This window comes from Butyricicoccus sp. OF27-2pH9A (genome assembly GCF_027693185.1).
In the GTDB taxonomy this organism is placed as follows: domain Bacteria; phylum Bacillota; class Clostridia; order Oscillospirales; family Butyricicoccaceae; genus Agathobaculum; species Agathobaculum butyriciproducens.
In genome coordinates, this window is record NZ_JAQEXK010000013.1 from 65,940 (window position 1) to 84,988 (window position 19,049).

Annotated in this window: 23 protein-coding genes, 2 tRNA genes and 1 pseudogene; 7 read left to right on the forward strand and 19 right to left on the reverse strand. The window is 53.6% G+C overall.

Going from position 1 to position 19,049, the window contains the following annotated elements; all coding sequences use genetic code 11:
* Positions 1 to 3: 3 nt before the first annotated feature.
* The 9 genes from miaB to PG722_RS10500 all read right to left on the reverse strand — a co-directional run bounded on the left by miaB (position 4) and on the right by PG722_RS10500 (position 10,794).
* The gene (gene miaB / locus PG722_RS10460; protein ID WP_118359421.1) at positions 4 to 1,401 is read right to left on the reverse strand and encodes a tRNA (N6-isopentenyl adenosine(37)-C2)-methylthiotransferase MiaB; all 1,398 of its coding nucleotides are present in this window, start codon (positions 1,399 to 1,401) and stop codon (positions 4 to 6) included.
* Between the two features lie 12 nt (positions 1,402 to 1,413).
* Complete coding sequence (locus PG722_RS10465; RefSeq protein WP_118359423.1) at positions 1,414 to 2,082, reverse strand: TIGR03936 family radical SAM-associated protein; 669 nt, start codon at positions 2,080 to 2,082, stop codon at positions 1,414 to 1,416.
* A complete protein-coding gene (locus PG722_RS10470) occupies positions 2,075 to 3,925 on the reverse strand; it encodes a TIGR03960 family B12-binding radical SAM protein (RefSeq protein ID WP_118645749.1) in 1,851 nt (616 codons plus the stop codon). Before PG722_RS10470 ends, PG722_RS10465 begins: the two co-directional genes overlap by 8 nt.
* Before the next feature lie 132 nt (positions 3,926 to 4,057).
* Positions 4,058 to 6,754: a heavy metal translocating P-type ATPase gene (locus PG722_RS10475; protein WP_270580502.1), complete on the reverse strand. Its 2,697-nt coding sequence runs from the start codon at positions 6,752 to 6,754 to the stop codon at positions 4,058 to 4,060.
* A 5-nt stretch (positions 6,755 to 6,759) separates the two neighbouring features.
* A complete protein-coding gene (locus PG722_RS10480; RefSeq protein ID WP_442865240.1) occupies positions 6,760 to 7,134 on the reverse strand; it encodes an ArsR/SmtB family transcription factor in 375 nt (124 codons plus the stop codon).
* Positions 7,135 to 7,286: 152 nt separating this feature from the next.
* Positions 7,287 to 8,210 (reverse strand): SPFH domain-containing protein, encoded by a 924-nt coding sequence (locus PG722_RS10485; protein ID WP_270384743.1) that lies wholly within the window; start codon positions 8,208 to 8,210, stop codon positions 7,287 to 7,289.
* Between the two features lie 12 nt (positions 8,211 to 8,222).
* Positions 8,223 to 8,669 carry an NfeD family protein gene (locus PG722_RS10490; protein ID WP_118359429.1) on the reverse strand — a complete coding sequence of 149 codons (447 nt, stop codon included), beginning with the start codon at positions 8,667 to 8,669 and terminating at the stop codon, positions 8,223 to 8,225.
* Between the two features lie 155 nt (positions 8,670 to 8,824).
* Entirely contained in the window at positions 8,825 to 9,190 is a 366-nt protein-coding gene (locus PG722_RS10495) for a DUF2752 domain-containing protein (RefSeq protein ID WP_270580503.1), read from the reverse strand.
* Positions 9,190 to 10,794 (reverse strand): ABC-F family ATP-binding cassette domain-containing protein, encoded by a 1,605-nt coding sequence (locus tag PG722_RS10500; protein ID WP_270580504.1) that lies wholly within the window; start codon positions 10,792 to 10,794, stop codon positions 9,190 to 9,192. Before PG722_RS10500 ends, PG722_RS10495 begins: the two co-directional genes overlap by 1 nt.
* 182 nt (positions 10,795 to 10,976) lie before the next feature.
* Between PG722_RS10500 and PG722_RS10505 the strand changes: the two genes are divergently transcribed.
* From PG722_RS10505 to PG722_RS10515, 3 genes are all read left to right on the forward strand, one after another.
* Positions 10,977 to 11,498, forward strand: coding sequence for a nitroreductase family protein (locus tag PG722_RS10505; RefSeq protein WP_270580505.1), 522 nt, complete (start codon positions 10,977 to 10,979; stop codon positions 11,496 to 11,498).
* A gap of 130 nt (positions 11,499 to 11,628) precedes the next feature.
* Positions 11,629 to 12,345, forward strand: a complete 717-nt coding sequence (locus PG722_RS10510) for an NAD-dependent protein deacylase (protein WP_110436758.1) — start codon at positions 11,629 to 11,631, stop codon at positions 12,343 to 12,345.
* A 65-nt stretch (positions 12,346 to 12,410) separates the two neighbouring features.
* Entirely contained in the window at positions 12,411 to 12,626 is a 216-nt protein-coding gene (locus tag PG722_RS10515) for a DUF378 domain-containing protein (RefSeq protein WP_118285795.1), read from the forward strand.
* A 79-nt stretch (positions 12,627 to 12,705) separates the two neighbouring features.
* On the opposite strand, the gene PG722_RS10520 is transcribed toward PG722_RS10515, so the two are convergent.
* From PG722_RS10520 to PG722_RS10530, 3 genes are all read right to left on the reverse strand, one after another.
* Positions 12,706 to 13,998 carry an O-acetylhomoserine aminocarboxypropyltransferase/cysteine synthase family protein gene (locus PG722_RS10520; RefSeq protein WP_270580506.1) on the reverse strand — a complete coding sequence of 431 codons (1,293 nt, stop codon included), beginning with the start codon at positions 13,996 to 13,998 and terminating at the stop codon, positions 12,706 to 12,708.
* Positions 13,999 to 14,143: 145 nt separating this feature from the next.
* Positions 14,144 to 14,350: a hypothetical protein gene (locus PG722_RS10525; RefSeq protein WP_270580507.1), complete on the reverse strand. Its 207-nt coding sequence runs from the start codon at positions 14,348 to 14,350 to the stop codon at positions 14,144 to 14,146.
* Positions 14,351 to 14,367: 17 nt separating this feature from the next.
* On the reverse strand, positions 14,368 to 15,780 hold the full coding sequence (locus PG722_RS10530; protein ID WP_110436756.1) for a glycine--tRNA ligase: 1,413 nt from the start codon (positions 15,778 to 15,780) through the stop codon (positions 14,368 to 14,370).
* A gap of 276 nt (positions 15,781 to 16,056) precedes the next feature.
* Here PG722_RS10530 and PG722_RS10535 point away from each other — a divergent pair.
* Positions 16,057 to 16,133: transfer RNA gene (locus PG722_RS10535), tRNA-Ala, on the forward strand.
* A 143-nt stretch (positions 16,134 to 16,276) separates the two neighbouring features.
* Complete coding sequence (locus PG722_RS10540) at positions 16,277 to 16,540, forward strand: DUF1653 domain-containing protein (RefSeq protein WP_270580508.1); 264 nt, start codon at positions 16,277 to 16,279, stop codon at positions 16,538 to 16,540.
* Between the two features lie 95 nt (positions 16,541 to 16,635).
* Here the strand turns inward: PG722_RS10540 and PG722_RS10545 are convergent, their stop codons facing one another.
* From PG722_RS10545 to PG722_RS10565, 5 genes and pseudogenes are all read right to left on the reverse strand, one after another.
* Complete coding sequence (locus tag PG722_RS10545; RefSeq protein ID WP_270384748.1) at positions 16,636 to 16,788, reverse strand: hypothetical protein; 153 nt, start codon at positions 16,786 to 16,788, stop codon at positions 16,636 to 16,638.
* Between the two features lies 1 nt (position 16,789).
* Positions 16,790 to 17,053: a hypothetical protein gene (locus tag PG722_RS10550; RefSeq protein WP_270580517.1), complete on the reverse strand. Its 264-nt coding sequence runs from the start codon at positions 17,051 to 17,053 to the stop codon at positions 16,790 to 16,792.
* 11 nt (positions 17,054 to 17,064) lie between these two features.
* Positions 17,065 to 17,160 (reverse strand): annotated as a pseudogene (locus PG722_RS10555) (ssDNA-binding protein); the annotation flags it as partial.
* A complete protein-coding gene (locus PG722_RS10560; RefSeq protein WP_270580509.1) occupies positions 17,118 to 17,336 on the reverse strand; it encodes a hypothetical protein in 219 nt (72 codons plus the stop codon). The gene PG722_RS10560 and the pseudogene PG722_RS10555, both read right to left, overlap by 43 nt.
* Before the next feature lie 144 nt (positions 17,337 to 17,480).
* Positions 17,481 to 17,651: a hypothetical protein gene (locus PG722_RS10565; protein ID WP_270580510.1), complete on the reverse strand. Its 171-nt coding sequence runs from the start codon at positions 17,649 to 17,651 to the stop codon at positions 17,481 to 17,483.
* Positions 17,652 to 17,843: 192 nt separating this feature from the next.
* On the opposite strand from PG722_RS10565, the gene PG722_RS10570 reads away from it, so the two are divergent.
* A complete protein-coding gene (locus PG722_RS10570; RefSeq protein ID WP_270580511.1) occupies positions 17,844 to 18,212 on the forward strand; it encodes a S24/S26 family peptidase in 369 nt (122 codons plus the stop codon).
* A 174-nt stretch (positions 18,213 to 18,386) separates the two neighbouring features.
* Here the strand turns inward: PG722_RS10570 and PG722_RS10575 are convergent, their stop codons facing one another.
* Positions 18,387 to 18,653, reverse strand: a complete 267-nt coding sequence (locus PG722_RS10575) for a hypothetical protein (protein ID WP_242994777.1) — start codon at positions 18,651 to 18,653, stop codon at positions 18,387 to 18,389.
* Here PG722_RS10575 and PG722_RS14240 point away from each other — a divergent pair.
* Positions 18,579 to 18,782 (forward strand): hypothetical protein, encoded by a 204-nt coding sequence (locus tag PG722_RS14240; protein WP_442867846.1) that lies wholly within the window; start codon positions 18,579 to 18,581, stop codon positions 18,780 to 18,782. The two genes, PG722_RS10575 and PG722_RS14240, sit on opposite strands and share 75 nt — an antisense overlap.
* 145 nt (positions 18,783 to 18,927) lie before the next feature.
* Here the strand turns inward: PG722_RS14240 and PG722_RS10580 are convergent.
* A tRNA-Val gene (locus PG722_RS10580) sits at positions 18,928 to 19,003 on the reverse strand.
* Between the last annotated feature and the right edge of the window lie 46 nt (positions 19,004 to 19,049).

Consider the following 19,049-nt stretch of genomic DNA (forward strand, 5'->3'; position numbering starts at 1 on the left):
TTCTTATAATTTGTGTGCAAACAGACAGCGAAGCGAGGTTTTCTCGATCTCTGCCTCGATAAATTCACCGATTTTGATATCGTCACCGCGTACGCAGACAAGCAGGTTGCCCTCGGTACGGGCGGTAAACGGATATTCCGGTCCTTTGGCATTACCGTCCACAAGCAGCCGCAGCTTTTTGCTCTGATACGCCGCCTGCTTTTCAGCAACGATTTCATCCTGCGCCTTGAGCAGGCGCTCGAAGCGGCGCTGCTTATCCTGCGGCGTAGCGTTATCCTCATAGGAGGCTGCGGGCGTGCCCGTGCGAGGCGAATACAGGAAGGTAAACAGCAGATCAAACCGGGTATCCTGCACCAGCTTTAAGGTATCCTCAAAATCCTCGTCCGTTTCGCCCGGGAAACCGACGATAATATCGCTTGACAGCGTAATATCCGGCATTTTCGACCGTGCATCCGCAATCAGCGATTTGTAGTGCTCTGCCGTATAGCGGCGGTTCATGCGCCGCAGGATTTCGTCGCTGCCCGACTGGAACGGCAGATGCAGCTGTTTTGCGACCTTGCCGCACTCTGCCATAGCAGAGAACAGCTTGGGAGACGCGTCCTTCGGGTGGCTTGTCATAAACCGCAGCCAGAAATCGCCGGGCACGGCGTTGAGACGGCGCAGAAGATCGGCAAAATCCACGTCAATGCCGAGATCCTTACCATAGGAGTTGACGTTCTGGCCGAGCAGCGTAATCTCCTTGTAACCCGCCGCGACCAGCTCACGCAGTTCTTTCTCGATCTCCTCCGGTCGGCGGCTGCGCTCTCTGCCGCGCACATACGGTACGATGCAGTAGGTGCAGAAGTTGTTGCAGCCATACATGATGGACAGCCACGCCTTTGCGCCCTTGGCACGCAGCACCGGCAGGCCTTCGGCGATATCGTCCTCGCCGCCGATGTCAAATACGCGTTTTTTCTCGGTCAGCACGCGGTACAGCAATGACGGAAATCGCCAGAGCGCATGCGTGCCGAACAGCAGGTTGACCTGCGGATAGCTTTTCTTGATCTTCTCGACGTTCTTCTCCTGCTGGGCCATGCAGCCGCACATTGCAATAACAATGTCCGGCCGCTCTTTTTTCAGGTGGCGGAGTGCGCCGATGTTGCCGAACGCACGATCCTCGGCATGCTCACGCACAGCGCAGGTGTTGAAAAGAATAAAATCCGCCGCATCCGGTGTATCGGTCATTTCGTAGCCCATTTCGGACAGCATGCCGCGGATACGCTCGGTATCCGCCTCGTTCTGTTGGCAGCCAAACGTATGCGTATAGGCTTTGGGACGCTTGTCTCCCAACAGGCGGGCTACCGCGTCAATATAGGTAAACTGCGACTGCAGTTGTTCTTCGGAAACATTCTGAGTTGCCATGAAACTCTCCTTTTATCGGAATGGAGTGCCGTCAGAAGTAAACACGTTCATGCGGTGGTACGCGCTGAACGGAATTTCGTACTGCGGCAGATACTGCCGGATGGCACGGGTCAGGTATTCCGGACTCATGTTGTTATTGCCGGCAGCGGTGGTGACAACAGCGGTCACCTCGTCCGGACCATCGGTCACGGTCAGATCGCGCATCAGCTCACGCATATTGACCGTCTTTTCGCCGCGCTTGGAGCGCTTGACGATCTCGACCACCGGACGGCGGAACAGATTGCGCACATCCTCGGCAAAGCCCTTGGGCGTGCCGCCCTCAAAGCCCCAGGTGATGCGGTACTGCGACCATTCGATCGAACCGACCTTCATGCCGCCGTCGGCAAGCGGGTAAATCTCGATTGCACGCAGGCCCTCGGGAAATACATCATTGAGCGCTTCCACCGCATTTTCCGGCACGGCTTCTGCCGTGATATTGAAATCCAGAAATTCGCACTCGCCGGAGTAACCGGTCGAGAGCGGCAGCGCCACCGAAACGTAGGCGTGCTGGTTGAAGCCCTCGGTAAACCACAGCGGCATTTGACAGCGCGCCATCGAGCGCTGCATGGCGTGCATGAGATCAAGGTGGGAGATATACTTGGCGCGTCCCTCCTTGGCAAACTTCATTCTTGCCTTAAACATGGCACTTGCCTCCCTTCAGCAGTGCGCTTGCGCCGCAGCCGGCACACTGGTGCATACAGTCCGGCGTGATAGCCGCTTCGCGGGAACGCTCCCACTCACGCTTGAGGTGCTCTTTGCGCGTGCCGCAGCCGATGTGATCCCACGGAAAGACCTCGTCCATCGGGCGCTGACGGGATGCGTAGAACGCGGGATCCAGTCCGCAGTCGCGGAACGCCTGCATCCACTTATCAAAGTCGAAGCACTGATCCCAGCCATCCATCTTGCAGCCGCGCTGCCACGCCAGCAGAATCGCCTTACCCTGACGACGGTCGCCGCGTGCAATAACGCCCTCGAGCACCGAGGTCTCAGCGTCATGCCAGTTGTAGGTGACATTCTTGGTTTTCATGACCACCTTGAGATGCGCCTGCTTCTCGCGGAACTGCTCGAGCGTGTCCTGCGCGTCCCACTGGAACGGGGTCTGTGGCTTGGGCACAAAGCACGAAGCCGACGCTGTGATACGCACGCCGCGCGCACGGTTGGGCGTGTTCTCACGCCAGCAATAGGCGACCTTTTTGCAAATGTCGGAAATGCCGTCCAGATCCTCGTAGGTCTCGGTCGGCAGACCCATCATGAAATAGAGCTTGACGTTATTCCAGCCGCCCTGAAAGGCAATCTCGCAGGCATGGAGCACGTCCTCCTCGCGGATGTTCTTGTTGATAACATCGCGCAGGCGCTGCGTACCGGCCTCACATGCGAACGTCAGGCCGCTTTTGCGGGTTTTCTGTACGCGCTCCATCAGTTCGGCGGAAAAGCTGTCCGCACGAAGAGACGGCAGTGACAGACTGATATGACGCGGCTCACAATAGTCGAGCATGCACTCGGTCAGACCGGACAGCTCACCGTAGTCGCTCGTAGACAGCGAGGACAGAGAGATTTCCTCGTAACCGGAGTTCTTGAGCACCGCCTGCGCCTGCTTGAGTAGCACTTCCTTGGACTTGGTACGCAGCGGACGATAAGTGTGACCGGCCTGACAGAATCGGCAGCCGCGCGGACAGCCGCGGAATAGCTCGATCATCGCACGGTCGAATACAATATCCGTCGAGGGCACAACGAAGGACTCCGGATAGTACATGGTATCCAGATCCTTGACGATGCGCTTCTGCACGAGAGCCGGTGCACCGTGCGTCGGTGTGACGCTCTCGATCGTGCCGTCCTCGTGATACTTGACCTCGTACAGCGAAGGTACATACATACCCTCGATCTGTGCTGCTGCAATCAGAAATTCCTGCTTAGACCAGCCTTCGCGCTTGGCCTTGCGGTACAGATCGGTAAACTCCAACATGATCTCCTCGCCGTCGCCGATCATGAACAGGTCAACAAAGTCAGCGAGCGGCTCCGGATTGTAGGCACACGGACCGCCACAGGCTACAATATGTTTGAGTTCGGTGCGATCCTTTGCCAGCACCGGAATACCGCCGAGATCCAGCATATTCAGAATGTTGGAAAACGACAGCTCGTACTGCAGCGTAAAAGCGATAATATCAAAGTCCGACAACGGGTCACCGCTCTCCAGACCGTACAGCGGCAGCCCTGCCTCGCGCATTTCGGCCTCCATGTCAATCCATGGCGCGCAGACGCGTTCGCACCAGATGCCCTTCTGATCGTTGAGCAGACCGTACAGGATACGCGAACCGAGGTGAGACATGGCAACCTCATAGGTATCCGGAAAACAGAACGCAAATCGCAGATCGATGTTCTTTTTATCTTTCATCACCGAGCCCCATTCACCGCCGACGTAGCGTGCCGGCTTCTGTACACGGGACAAAATGGCTTCCATCTTTTTATGCAAGACGTATTCCTCCATTTTCATTCATACAGATTATTGTATCATATCCTTCCGAAAAAAACCATACTGTTTTTGACTGTTTTCGCGCAGAAAGTACACAAAACAAAAAAGAAACGCGAAGAAAGCCTTTACACTTTCTTCGCGTTTTGCTTATTCCTCTGAAATTTCCGGCTTACTGCCGAGCAGTCGGGACGTATTGAATACAGTCAGCACCGTGAGTACAGCATCGACGATAACTGCCATCCACATCTGCGCCAGACCGATCAGTGCCAGTACAGCAAGCACCAGCTTGATGGCGGCCAGCAGTGTCAGATTCTGCATTGCCACTCCGTGTGTACTCTTGCAGACCTGAACAGCTTCGCCGAGACCACTCAGATCATTTGCGGTAATCAGTACATTCGCCGCATCCGCTGAATAGCGGGAGCCGCGCGTGCCCATTGCCACACCGACATCGGCCATCTTGAGCTGCTCGATATCGCTTACGCCGTCACCGACATAGGCGGTCGTGCCGTCTGTCGGAATCGTACGCATCATAAAGTCCAGCTTCGCTTGCTTTTCCTCGGGCATCAAGCTGCAGTGAACGGTATCGATACCGGTGGCATTTGCAATTCGCTGGGTTGGTGTCTCAGCGTCACCGGTGATAAGTACAGTACGCTCAACGCCCTGATCCTTGATCTTCTTGATCGCGTCAGCAGCGGACGGACGAACCGTATCCTCCAATTCAATCACGCCGATGTGCTCCCCTTCACAGGCGATGTAAACAACCGTGCCGTCGATATCCGGCAAACCCTTGACACCGCGAGAGACCATCAGCTTGCGGTTGCCTACCAGCAGAACGTGATCACCGATACGGGCGCGCACGCCGCGGCCCGGGAATTCCTCAAATTCCTCGATCTTTGGCAGTTTTTCCCGGCATGCACTTGCGATTGCGCGCGCAATCGGATGCTGTGAAAGCTGCTCAGCTGCTGCGGCAAGTGCCAGACAGTTCTTTTCGGAAAACTCTTGTGTGGGATAAATCTTTTTAATCTGCAGATTGCCGTTGGTCACCGTGCCGGTCTTGTTGAACACGACCAGACGCAGGTCTGCAGTCCGTTCCATCGCTTCGCTGCCCTTCATGTGAACGCCTTCACTCTCAAGTCGGCCGCCGCCGCATACAAAAGCAAGTGGGACAGCCAGCGCCAGTGCGGTCGGACAGCAGGCGATGAGAAGCGTCAGTCCGCGATATATCCAGCCGGTCATATCTGAACCGGGCATGAACAGCGGCGGAAGTGCGGCTGCCAGTACGGCAATGACGATCACAACCGGAACCAGACGCTTGGCATTACGCTGCGCACTTTTTTCCAACGCTGCCTTGTGCTCGGCGGCCGCATTCTGTACGCGGCGAATCTGACGAACCGCGCAGTCTTCATAGCGCGAGATCACACGAATCAGCATCAGAGAGCCGTTATACCGGCTGCCTGCCAGCACACGCGTATTCTTATCAACTGCCATCGGCACGTTTTCACCGGTAAGCACGCTGTCATCCACCGTGCCGTCTCCGCGAAGCACAACGCCGTCAATCGGTACGCGCTCACCCGAGTGCACCAGAACCAGCTCACCCAGACGGATATCTGCCAGCGGAACCTGACGCTGTTCGCCCTTCATGTTGACGACCGTTGCCTTTTCCGGCATGAAATCATGCTGCTGCGGCAATACCTGATAGGTGGATGCCAGAACGATATCACCTGCAATTTTGCCAATCTCAAACAGGATGAGCACGATCGTTGCTTCTGCACGGCTGCCGAGCGCGAATGCGCCGATGGATGCCATTAGCACGAGCAGATATTCATCGAAAAATGAACCGTGTGTCAGATTGGTCAGCACATGCGCTGCAATCGGCAGCGCTGTGATCAAAAACGCCAACAGGCAGAGCGGCAATGCCGCGCTCGAACCTCCCATCGCGATTCCGGCCACAAGAACAATTGCCGCGGCAGCCAGCCGTGCGCCTGTGCTCTGCATATCCAACCGTGTCATCGGCTGATAGGTCACTTCAGCGCCTTCCTGTATACGGCGTGCATTTTCTCGCCGCAGACGGGTCTGCTCACGCCGACGCATTTTCGCCCGGTACTGTGCCTTCTGCACGAAATTCATACCGGTGGTATCGTCCGCGTCCTCCGGAGCTTCGATTACTGACGGTTCCGGCTTCTTTTCCTCCGGCTTTTTTTCATCCTTTGGTTTAGGCTTCTCCTTAGGTGCGGATTTTGCCTGTTCCTTTTTCTCCGCCTTGTCCTTTTCATGGTTTTTCAGTTTTTCTTTTAGCTTCTGCAGCCTGTCCGACTTTTCCTCTACGATAGGCTCGAACTCCGCTTCCTGCGATTGTTCTTCCTCAGGAAGCTCGTCCTCTATACCTTCGTCGTCAAATTCCGGTTCATCCCAGTCGCCCTCGTCTTCAGCCTCATTCGGCGAATCTTCTTCTTCGTCAAATTCGTCTTCCGAATCTTCCGGCGATTCCTCAGCTGCGTCTGATTCCTCCGAGGGCTTTGCAGGCTCAGCTGCCGCCGCTTCCTCGGGCGGCGTTTCCGCCTCCGGAGATTCGCTTACACTTTGGTGCGATGTATCGGCTTCCGGTTCAGTCTCCGGCTGCTCCGCATTCTTGTCCGGCGGCTCAGGCTCGCCGGGCGGCGCTGATTCTTCTTTTTCAGGCGGTTTTTTGTTCTCTTCGGGTTTAGGCTTTTCCGGAGCGGCAAACAGCTGCGCTACTGCCGAATTTTCCAGATCCGCTAAAATCGAATCGACCTGTGCTAAAATATCTTCCGCCGTTGTCTGGTCCTTCTTCTGTTCCGAATCAGGGCGGTTATTTTCGCTCATTCCGTTTATCCCTCCTGCACGTGCGCGATTCCCTGTGCCAAAATGGTCTGAATATGATCATCGCACAGCGCATAATATACTGTTTTTCCGGTTTTTCGACTCTTGACCAACCGCGCCTGTTTCAAAAAACGAAGCTGATGCGATATCGCGGACTGGCTCATGTTCAGCAGCGACGCAATATCACAGACACACAGCTCCGCGGACACAAGCGCCGCCAGTATCCGCAAGCGGGTCTTGTCGGAAAACGCTTTGAAAAAATCTGATGCGGCTGTAGTGATCTCCTCTGCCGGCATTGCGCTGCGCGCTGCCATAACTGCGTCCGTATGGACGATATGCTCCTCGCAGCACTCCAGTTCTGCCTCTGTATGCTTTGCCGACAATTTGATCCCTCCCGCAATATGTGCATATCTATTCAACTTATGATAACATTCCAGTCCACTTCTGTCAAGAATCGAGTCGGACACAAATGACAATTTTGCGTGCAAAAAAGTCCTGCAGGCCGGATACGGTCTGCAGGACTTGAACGCATTTTTTACTTCTTGGGCTGTTCGCGCTTCGGATCGGTCATAACTTCCTTGAATGAGGTTGCCAGACCCGCAAGGCTCTGGATCTCGCTTGGGATAATGATCTTAGTTGCCTTGCCGTCAGCGGCGCTGCTGAATGCCTCGAGGGATTTCAGCTTGATAACCTGCTCAGTCGGTGCCGCTTCATTCAGCAGATTGATGGAGTCTGCCAGTGCCTTCTGCACGGTAAGCAGCGCTTCCGCTTCACCTTCGGCCTCCTTGATCTTGGCAAGGCGATTTGCCTCTGCAGCAAGAACGGTTGCTTCCTTTTCACCTTCAGCCACCAGAATCGCGGACTGCTTTTTACCTTCCGCTACCAGAATGGACTCGCGGCGTTCGCGCTCGGCCTTCATCTGCTTCTCCATAGATTCCTGAATGGCAGCCGGCGGAATGATGTTCTTCAGCTCCACGCGGTTTACCTTAATGCCCCAGTCATCGGTCGCTTCATCGAGGATGGAGCGCATTTTGGTGTTGATGATATCGCGGCTGGTCAGCGTCTGGTCAAGCTCGAGATCACCGATGATGTTTCGCAGTGTGGTTGCAGTCAGATTTTCAATTGCCGCCATCGGGCTTTCGATACCGTATGCAAACAGCTTCGGATCGGTGATCTGGAAGTACACGACCGTGTCGATCTGCATGGTTACGTTATCCTTGGTGATAACCGGCTGCGGCGGAAAATCGACTACCTGCTCCTTGAGGGTTACCTTGCGGGCAATGCGCTCAAACAGCGGCACCTTGAAATGCAGGCCGGTGCTCCATGTGTCGCGGTAGGTACCGAGACGCTCGATAACATACGCCTTCGCCTGCGGCACGATCACGATATTGCTTGCAATGAACGCGATGAGCAGAATAATCAGCACAATCCAGATGATGGGTACAATAATATAATCCATGATAACGCTCCTTTACAGTTGGTTCGGTTTTACAATCGCCTTGACGCCGCGGATCTCCACAACCGTGACTCTTGTCCCGATTGCAATTTGCGCGTCAGTCGCACTGCGGGCTGTCCAGATCTTTCCGTTGATTTTCACCGCACCGGTCTCCAGAATATTGTCAATCGGTTCGGTAACAACAGCCGTCTGTCCGATGATACGATCCGCGTTGGTCGCCTGCTGCCGACTGCCGAGAAAACGGCGGCAGAGCGGACGCACCAGTACAAGCAGCAGCGCGGAGAACACAATGAACACAATCCACTGCCCCATCAGCCCGACCGAAAGGCTGGCTGCAATAAGTGCTGCGACACCGCCTGCAGCGAACCAGATGCCGCACAGCGTGAGTGTAAACGCCTCTACCGCTACACTGATGATAATGACAGCCAGCCAGATATACAGGCTGTCAATTCCAAACATCATAAACTATCCCCTCCCTTGGCAACAGTATAGCATGTGCCTACGAAAAAGTACAGCAAAACCCGATTAAATTTCCGGTTAATTTTTGCATATTGCACAAAATGCCGAATAAAGCAACATCCGCTCGAACCGTGCAGTACAGTTCGAGCGGGAAATCTTCAAAAAATCAGCGGGTCATGCAGCGCGAGACGTATCAGCCAAATTGCGATATCCAGCACGATAACGCTCCACAGCAGCACGCGTTCGAGTTTTTTTGAGCCAAGAAGTGGCTTTTTACCAAACAGTGCGTACAAAACGACTGTCGGCAGAACGAAAACCATCGGGTGAAACCGCAGTGCTGTCCAAAAGTCCAGCCGGAGCAGAGCGGCAAGCGCACGGCTCAGTCCGCAGCCGGGACATGGCACGCCGGTCAAGTATTTGATCGGACAGTTCCAGCCGAACAGCAGCGCCGAGGCGTATGCCAACGCGCCCAGTATCAGCAGCACGAGCAGGCCGTTCAGACCGCGCCGAAAGCGCTCCGGCATCAGCCCTTGTAGGTCTCGCGGAACTCGAGGAACTCGTCATAGGTGCATTCCTTGTCCAGAACACCCTTTTCACGAATTTCGATAATACGGGTCGCAATGGTCTGCACGAACTCATGGTCATGCGACGCGAACAGTACGGTGCCCTTGAAATCACGAACGCCGTTGTTGACTGCGGTGATGGATTCCAGATCGAGGTGGTTGGTCGGCTGGTCGATGACAAGCACGTTCGAGCCGAACAGCATCATGCGCGCCAGCATCAGGCGAACCTTCTCACCGCCGGACAGTACGCGAACCGGCTTGTAAACATCGTCGCCGGAGAACAGCATACGGCCGAGGAAGCCGCGCAGCGTGGATTCCAGTGTATCCGTGCGGGAATACGGTGCGATCCAGTCGAGCATGTTTTCCTCGTGGCCCTCGAAGAACTCGTTGTTGTCCTTCGGGAAATAGCTCTGCGAGGTGGTAACGCCCCACTTGAAGCTGCCCTCATCCGGTTTCATCTCGCCCATAAGAATCTGGAACAGCGTAGTCATTGCCAGCTCGTTATCCGAGATGAACGCAATCTTGTCGCCGCGGCGAACGATGAAGGATACGTTGTCGAGCACCTTCTCGCCGTCGATGGTCTTGGAGATGCCGCGCACCTCGAGAATGTCCTTGCCTGCCTCACGGTCCGCGTCAAACGCTACCCACGGGTAACGGCGGGACGAAGCCGGCATTTCCTCGACGGACAGCTTGTCGATCAGCTTGCGGCGGCTGGTCGCCTGACGGGACTTGGACTTGTTTGCCGCAAAACGCTGAATGAAGTTCTGCAGTTCCTTGATCTTTTCCTCATTCTTGCGGTTCTGGTCCTTGATCATGCGCTGAACCAACTGAGAGGACTCATACCAGAACTCATAGTTGCCGACATACAGCTTGATCTTGCCGTAGTCGATATCGACGATATGGGTACATACGTTGTTCAGGAAGTGACGGTCATGCGATACAACAAGGACGGTGCCTTCGAAATCAGCAAGGAAGTCCTCCAGCCAGCGGACTGCCTGAATGTCCAGATGGTTGGTAGGCTCGTCCAGCAGCAGAATATCCGGCTTGCCGAACAGCGCACGCGCCAGCAGCACCTTGACCTTCTCGACGTCACCGAGGTTCTTCATTTCGGTGTACAGGATGGCATCTGCATCCAGGCCCAGACCGTTCAGCAGCTGGCTGGCCTCCGTCTCAGCGTCCCAGCCGCCCATTTCGGCAAACTCGGACTCGAGCTCGGCAGCCTTGTTGCCGTCCTCCTCGGTGAACGGGTCCTTCATATAGAGCGCATCCTTTTCGCGCATGACCTCGAGCAGACGCTCGTTGCCGCCGAGAACCGTGTTGAGAACGGTCTCCTCGTTGAAGGCGAAGTGGTCCTGCTTGAGTACGCTCATACGGGTCTTGGGCGCAATCGAAACCGTGCCGGTGGACGGGTCCAGATCGCCGGACAGAATGCGCAGGAAGGTAGACTTGCCTGCGCCGTTTGCACCGATAACACCGTAGCAGTTGCCCTGGGTAAATTTCAGGTTTACATCTTTGAACAGTGGCTCGCCGCTGAAGTTTAAGCTAAGATCGCTGATAGTGATCATGTAAGAGATTCCTCCCGCATTATTTTTCAATTAGAATCAGTATACCACACAAACCGCTGTTTTCACAGATAATTTACAGATGCAGCCGCATTTTTGTTCATGTTGTCTTGAAACGACACCCAGAATGCTATATACTATATTTATAAATATCAATCCCTATTTGTTTCAGGAGGTTTTTCCCTATGTCTAACCTGATGGAAGTTATCAAGTCTCGCCGCTCTACGCGCGCGTTCAAGTCCGAGCTGCCGCCGAAGGATCAGATCATGCAGATTGTTGAAGCTGCTGAATGGGCGCCTTCCGGCATGGGCAAGTACCTGTGGCACTTTACCGTGATTTACAATGCAGAGAAGTCGCTCAAGCTGGCTCGTGCCGTTGCTGAGGCAGACAATCGCGGTCCGCAGTACAATTTCTACGGTGCACCGGTCAACATCATCATTTCCTACAAGAGGGATGAGCACCACGCTCTGGTAGACGGCGCTGCTGCAATGGAGAATCTGCTGCTGATGACTACCGAGCTTGGCCTCGGCTCCTGCTGGATCAACCAGCTGCGCGAGACCTGCGACGTACCCGAGGTTCGTGCACTGCTGACTGAGTACGGCGTACCGGAGGATCATATCGTTGTCTGCTCCGCTGCAATTGGCTACATCGAAAAGGAAACGCCGGCAAAGCCGCGTCATGAGGGCTTAGTGTCGATTATCGAATAATCGAAATAATGGAAAATTGAGAATTGAGAATGGAAAATGGAAAATGCCGCTATTCTTGCGTGCATTAAATCACTCGGCTGTGCCGAATACCTTAATTTTCAATTCATTAGCGACGAAAGGAGCTAATATCATGGATGAGAAGATTGCTAAATTAAAAGAGTGGATCGACGGCAGCGACAATATTGTCTTTTTCGGTGGTGCGGGCGTATCGACCGAGAGCGGCATTCCGGATTTCCGCTCGGTGGACGGTCTGTACAACCAGCAGTACAAATACCCGCCGGAGACCATTCTCAGCCACACGTTCTTTTTGAGTGAAACCGAGGAGTTTTACCGCTTCTATCGGGCGAAAATGCTGGCGCTCGATGCAAAGCCGAACGCGGCCCACCTCAAGCTGGCCGAGTGGGAGCGCGAAGGCAAGTGTCGTGCCGTTGTAACGCAGAACATCGACGGTCTGCACCAGAAGGCAGGCTCGAAGGAAGTGCTTGAGCTGCACGGCTCGGTGCTGCGAAACTATTGCATGCGCTGCCGCAAGCCATATCCGGTTGAGGATATCGCCAAGGGCACCGGTATTCCGCGATGCTCCTGCGGCGGCATTATCAAGCCGGATGTCGTGCTGTACGAGGAGGGACTCGACAGCTACACGATCAACAAGAGCGTAGACTACATCTCCAAGGCGGATATCCTGATCATCGGCGGCACATCGCTGGCTGTGTATCCGGCCGCTGGTCTGATCGACTATTACCGCGGCAATAAGCTGGTTTTGGTCAATAAGTCCCCTACTCCTGCGGATCGCCGTGCTGATCTGGTCATTCACGCGCCAATCGGCGAGGTTTTCTCGCAGCTGTAACGTAAAAATGCATGAAACTCCCCTTTTCGGTTATACTGACTGCAAACCGAAAGGGGAGTTTTTCTATGCTTATCGACAAAATCGCACTGATACTGATGATTATCGGCGGTCTGAACTGGGGACTGATCGGCATTTTCAAGCTCGATCTGGTCGCGCTGCTGTGCGGCGGACAGACCGGCGCCATCAGCCGCATCGTCTACACCCTAGTCGGACTGGCGGCAGCATGGTGTATCTCGCTGCTCTTCCGACAGGATGACACCACACAGCAGCCGAAAAGTTGAATAAAAAGCAAAGCCCGCCGGGAACGGCGGGTTTTGCTTATCAAATTGTAAGAGATAAATAGGAATACCGATACTTTGCTTAGTTGAATGCCTGCTCGAGGTCAGCCAGAATATCATTGATATTCTCGGTGCCGATGGACAGACGGATGGTGCCCTGATGGATACCCTGATCCTCCAGCTCCTCTGCGGTCAGCTGCGAGTGAGTGGTGGTTGCCGGATGGATAACCAAACTCTTAACGTCAGCAACGTTTGCCAGCAGAGAGAAGATCTGCAGCTTGTCGATAAACTTGAAAGCTGCTTCCTTGCCGCCCTTGATATCAAATGTGAAGATGGACGCACCGCCGTTCGGGAAGTACTTCTCGTACAGTGCATGGTCCGGATGATTCGGCAGAGACGGATGGTTTACATGCTCAACCTGCGGGTGATTGGCCAGAAATTCAACAACCTTCTTGGTGTTCTCAACATGACGCTCGATACGCAGAGACAGCGTCTCGGTACCCTGCAGCAGCAGGAATGCGTTGAACGGAGAAATGGTAGCACCGGTATCACGCAGCAGGATAGCGCGGATGTAGGTTACAAAGGCAGCAGGACCAACTGCATCTGCAAAAGAGATACCGTGATAGCTCGGGTTCGGCTCAGCAATCGGTGCATATTTGCCGGATGCCTTCCAGTCGAACTTGCCGGAATCAACGATGATACCACCGAGGGTCGTGCCGTGACCGCCGATGAACTTGGTAGCAGAGTGAACAACGATATCAGCACCGTACTCGATCGGGCGGATGAGGTACGGAGTACCGAAGGTGTTGTCAATTACGAGCGGCAGACCGTGCTTGTGCGCAATCTTTGCAATAGCCTCGATATCCGGAATATCGGAATTCGGGTTGCCGAGAGTCTCGATGTAAACAGCCTTAGTATTGTCCTTGATAGCACCTTCCAGTTCTTCCAGATTATGTACATCAACGAAGGTGGTCTCAACGCCGAACTGCGGCAGAGTATGTGCCAGCAGGTTGTAGCTGCCGCCGTAGATGGTCTTCTGTGCTACGATGTGGTCGCCAGCCTGAGCAAGTGCCTGAATGGTGTAGGTAATCGCTGCGGCGCCGGAAGCGGTAGCCAGAGCGGCAACACCGCCCTCGAGTGCTGCAATGCGCTTCTCGAACACATCCTGCGTGGAGTTAGTCAGACGGCCGTAAATATTGCCTGCATCCGCCAGACCGAAACGGTCAGCTGCGTGCTGGCTGTCGTGGAAAACATAAGAGGTGGTCTGGTAGATCGGAACTGCACGGGAATCGGTAACCGGGTCAGCGGTTTCCTGACCGATGTGCAGCTGCTTGGTTTCAAAGGACCAGTTTTCGGTATTCTTGATAGTTGCCATGATGAATTATCTCCTTTTTATACATTCCATAAAGTTGTTTGTGACTTGCTGTAATAAAAAGAAGAATCACATTCGCCCAAATCGGAAATTCGAGCGGAGCAGCTTTTCAAAGTAGTATCGCATAACCGCTTCTCCTAAATTCATATTATTTCACTGGGATTGCTATGATTATACTAAATACCCCCTCTCCTGTCAACCCTTTCCGACAAACTTTTTTCGTTCCGGCAGATTTCCCAATTTCCGATGGCCCAATCCCTATTTTTTCGATAGGTTTTGGAGTGGTGTTTCCTGTTCGCCATCCAAATAAAAGAAAACCGCCGCACAGGGATTGTGCAGCGGTTTTGATGATCAATGTTCAGCAGCGAAAAATCAGAACTCGATCTTCTTTGCGATATAAGCAGCAACTTCCTCAATCTTGATGCGCTCCTGCTCCATAGTGTCACGGTCACGAACGGTTACGCAGCCATCCTGCTCGGTCTCGAAATCGACGGTTACGCAGTACGGCGTACCGATCTCGTCCTCACGGCGGTAGCGCTTACCGATAGAGCCTGCATCGTCAAAATCAACAGAGAACTGCTTAGCCAGCTCCTGCCAGATCGGCATAGCCTTGTCGGTCAGCTTCTTGGACAGCGGCAGTACAGCAGCCTTGAACGGTGCCAGAGCCGGATGCAGACGCAGAACGGTACGAACATCGTCCTTGCCGTTCTTGTCCTGACCTACGACTTCCTCGTCGTAAGCGTCGCACAGGAAGGCCAGTGCAACACGGTCAGCACCAAGCGAAGGCTCGATAACATACGGAATATACTTCTCATTTGCTTCCTGATCGAAGTATTCCATCGAAACACCCGAGGTGTTCTGATGCTGGGTCAGGTCGAAATTGGTGCGGTCGGCAATGCCCCACAGCTCGCCCCAGCCAAACGGGAACATAAACTCGATATCGGTGGTAGCGTTGGAGTAGTGAGACAGCTCCTCCGGATCGTGGTCGCGCAGACGCAGGTTCTCGTCCTTCATGCCGAGAGACAGCAGGAAATTGTGGCAGTAATCCTTCCAGTACTTGAACCACTCGAGGTCGGTGCCCGGCTTGCAGAAGAACTCCAGTTCCATCTGCTCAAACTCGCGGGTACGGAAGGTGAAGTTACCCGGGGTGATCTCGTTGCGGAAGGACTTGCCTACCTGACCAACGCCGAACGGAATCTTCTTACGGGTGGTGCGCTGGATGTTCTGGAAGTTTACGAAGATGCCCTGTGCGGTCTCCGGACGCAGATACAGCTCGTTCTTCGCGTTCTCGGTAACGCCCTGGAAGGTCTTGAACATCAGATTGAACTGACGGATGTCGGTCCAGTTGTGCTTGCCGCAGGTCGGGCATGCGATCTCATGCTCATCAATGAATGCCTTCATCTCAGCCTGGCTAAGCGCGTCAACACTCTTGCCGAGATCGTAGTTATTCTCAGCACACCAGTCCTCAATTACCTTGTCGGCGCGGAAACGCTCCTTGCACTCCTTGCAGTCCATCAGCGGGTCAGAGAAGCCGCCAACATGACCGGAAGCAACCCAGGTCATCGGGTTCATCAGGATCGCGGAGTCAAGACCTACATTGTACTGGCTCTCCTGCACAAACTTCTTGCGCCATGCTGCCTTGACGTTGTTCTTGAACTCAACGCCGAGCGGACCGTAGTCCCAGGTGTTTGCAAGACCGCCGTAAATCTCCGAGCCGGAGTATACGAAGCCGCGGCCCTTGCAGAGCGCTACGATCTTTTCCATTGTTTTTTCGCTGTTTTTCATGTTAAATTCTCCTTTTGGCACAGCTGGCTGCTGCACGCTGTTTTTGCTTTGCACCCGAAAAAAGTGCTTGACATGAAATTATTCTACCGTTATAATTAATAATTGTCAAGGGTAGTTTAGCGAATTAAACGAATAGAGTTTGGTTTGATCGGTAAATTGCTTGCAAAAAGTTGACATTTGGGCGATTAGCGCAGTTGAAAGCAGTGCGGAAAGCAGTCTCCGTCTTCCCTGTTCAGTTGAGTTTGGTCAAAACACTTTTCTTGACAACATATATTCGGGCTTGTAGCTCAGTTTGGGAGAGCGTTCGGTTCGCATCCGAGAGGTCGAGGGTTCGATCCCCTTCAAGTCCACCATAATGCGAAGATACAAACTTTTTTCATAGTTCGGAATGTTTTCGCATTAACCATCAGAATAGAGCACACCTGATTGCGGGTGTGCTCTTTTTCTTTGCCCTCCTCTCTGTTATAATAAAAATATAGGATTGGAGGAAATATGAATGGCTTCAAGAAAAATTCTGGTCGGTGAAAAATACTTGCACTTTAAGAATAAGCTGTATCAGGTACTCGCTATCGCCACGCACACGGAAACCGGCGAACCGCTGGTGATCTATCAGGCGCTCTACGGCGACTTCAAAATTTATGCGCGGCCGTATGATATGTTCGCCTCCGAGGTGGATCCCAAGAAGTACCCCGATGTTACGCAGCGTTTCCGCTTTGCTCATGTAGTCTTTGATGGAGATACACCGAAGCCAACCGAATAAATAAAGCAGCCCCTCTGAGAGCCGGTATAAAACCAGTTCCCAGAGGGGTTTCGCTTTACTTCTCCATAGCCTTCGCCAGCTTCTTCACGAGGTTCTCACCGTACTGATTGATACCGCAGCAGATACTCGATGGTCTGCTCCTCCAGACCGGCAAGCTCCTGCACGGTGACGCTCAGCAGCTTGCGAACCGAACCATACCCGATCATAAAGCCTGCCCGTTCTAACGACCGCAGTTTGATGTAGTTCACCTCATTCTTGGTAATGCACTCGCGTGTACGGGATTTCGGTTGCCTCGTAGATCTTGTCGTGCGTGCGGAAAACCTGCAAGACCCATTTCTCGCCCGCAAGCCACGCAACCACACGCGCCTCGATAGCGGAAAAGTCCGCGTCCACGAATTTGTAGCCGGGCTTGAGCACCAGTGCCGTCCGCACCAACTGCGAAAGCGTACCGGGGTACGCTGCCGTACAGCATTTGCACGGCTGCCGAGCGGTTCGCCGTCGCGGGTCTTGCACACGTTGCCCAGACCGAAGCCTACGCCGCAGTTGCCGGAAGCGTCATACGGGAAGAAGTTGACGGTCACGCGGGCATACATACCGGAGTAAACGTCGGTCGGCAGCAGATCGGCGTGGACGTTGGAAATATGCACGCACTGCGGCTTCTGCTTATAACCCAGTGTCCCTTGCACTCCAGGACGAACGGCTCACCGGACGGACGGATGCCGTCGCCGCCGTAGATGACCGGATAGCGTATCTGCGGACAGTTGCCCTTCCACAGGTTCTTGACGCCGTATCCCACAGAGCGGCCAGCTGCTCGAGCTGCTCCTCCGTCCAGCAGAAGTGAAAACGCTTGCTCGGCTTGATGCCGCAGCTGTGCTTCTCGACTGCAGCCAGATTGGCTGCGAAGTTGTTGTTTTACATTGAATCTTCTTTCTTGTGCATTTTATCGTACAATGCCCATACGCCGCTTGACGATGTCGGTTGCAACGTCGCCAAGATAGTACATCACGCGATGCTCGCCGGACACTCTCGGTGCGCCGATTATGCGCTTGGCTTTGTGCTTGTCGGTAAAACCGTAGATTTTTGCGACTTGCTCCAGTGTCAGCAATACCATGTTCGAATACATCCGCATCAGATCGTTCTTGCCCCCCCTGACGGAGTTCCTGATTGGTTCAGGCGTTTATGTTTTACACCTCCTCGTGTGATTTATAATCACGCAGGTGGTACACTAATCACAACCAATCGAATGTTTGATATAAAGTAAAGGTGTTTGTTCTGACATTAGGAGAAAGAATCAAAAGAGAAAATGGTCGAAGTTCCCGACACCTATCTCAAGGGCCGCAAGCCGGAGGATTTCTGCGCTATGCATGTCCGCGGTGACAGTATGTATCCTGATTTCCGTGATGGTGATATCGTGCTGGTGCTCAAGCAGAACACCATGAACCACAGCGGCGAGATCGGAGTCATCAGCTATGGCGATGACGAAATGACCATCAAACGCATCAACTACGTTCAGAGCGAAGATTGGCTGAAGCTTGTGCCCCCGAACCCCGTCTTACCCGCCCAGACGGATCGAGGGCACCGACCCGGAAAGATGCCGTATTATCGGTATCCCGCGTGTACTGATACGCGCGTTCTAAATATAAAAATTACGCCCACCGGCTGCAACCGATGAGCGTTAGCGAGTGCATTCTACCCTCTTATTTTACAACCAAAGATGTTTTACAATAAAAACAAACGCATCAGACGGATGTTTCCGCAAAACGTTTAGCTATAATGGCAAGCGGTACTCCGTCCGGGTAAAGACCGCGCGCGATCTCTGGCACAAGGTCGAGGAAAAGAGTAGCGGCTATCTTTTTACGCAGCCGACTACCGGCAGACTGCACACCGAAACGTCCATGAAGCAGATGTGGCGCTCGTTCAAACAGGCGCTTGATCTCGACATGGGCGCGCAGATGGTACACGGCGCGATCGACCCGGAAACGTCGTTGTGGCTGATGATCTCACACCATACTGCCTGCGACACACTTATGCGACCGACCTGCAGTCCGCCGGTGTCCCGCTTAATGTTGCAAAGGATCTTCTGTGTCACCAGTCGATTGCCATGACGTCGCATATTTATACGCACCTCTCCGATGAAGCGTTCACGAACGCCTCGTTAAAGGTGCTCAGTTTTGCGACCGAGAGCAGGAAGAAAACGCAGAAAAAGTCGTCTCTATCCGTTGATTTTTGCTCCCGCACTTAGTCCCACATCCTGCACCCGTAAAAACCCCAAAAAAACCGCATTCACACAAAAACGAAAAAAGCTCCGCTTCCCTTGCGACGCTGTAAAAAGTTCAAATAAACAGAGAAAAAAGCTCCTAAACCACAATGTTTAGGAGCTTTTCGTTTGGTGGAAGTTACAGGGCTCGAACCTGTGACCCTCTGCTTGTAAGGCAGATGCTCTCCCAGCTGAGCTAAACTTCCATCGGGTCGTTGTCGTCTCATCCCTGACGACTTGTTTAGTATATAA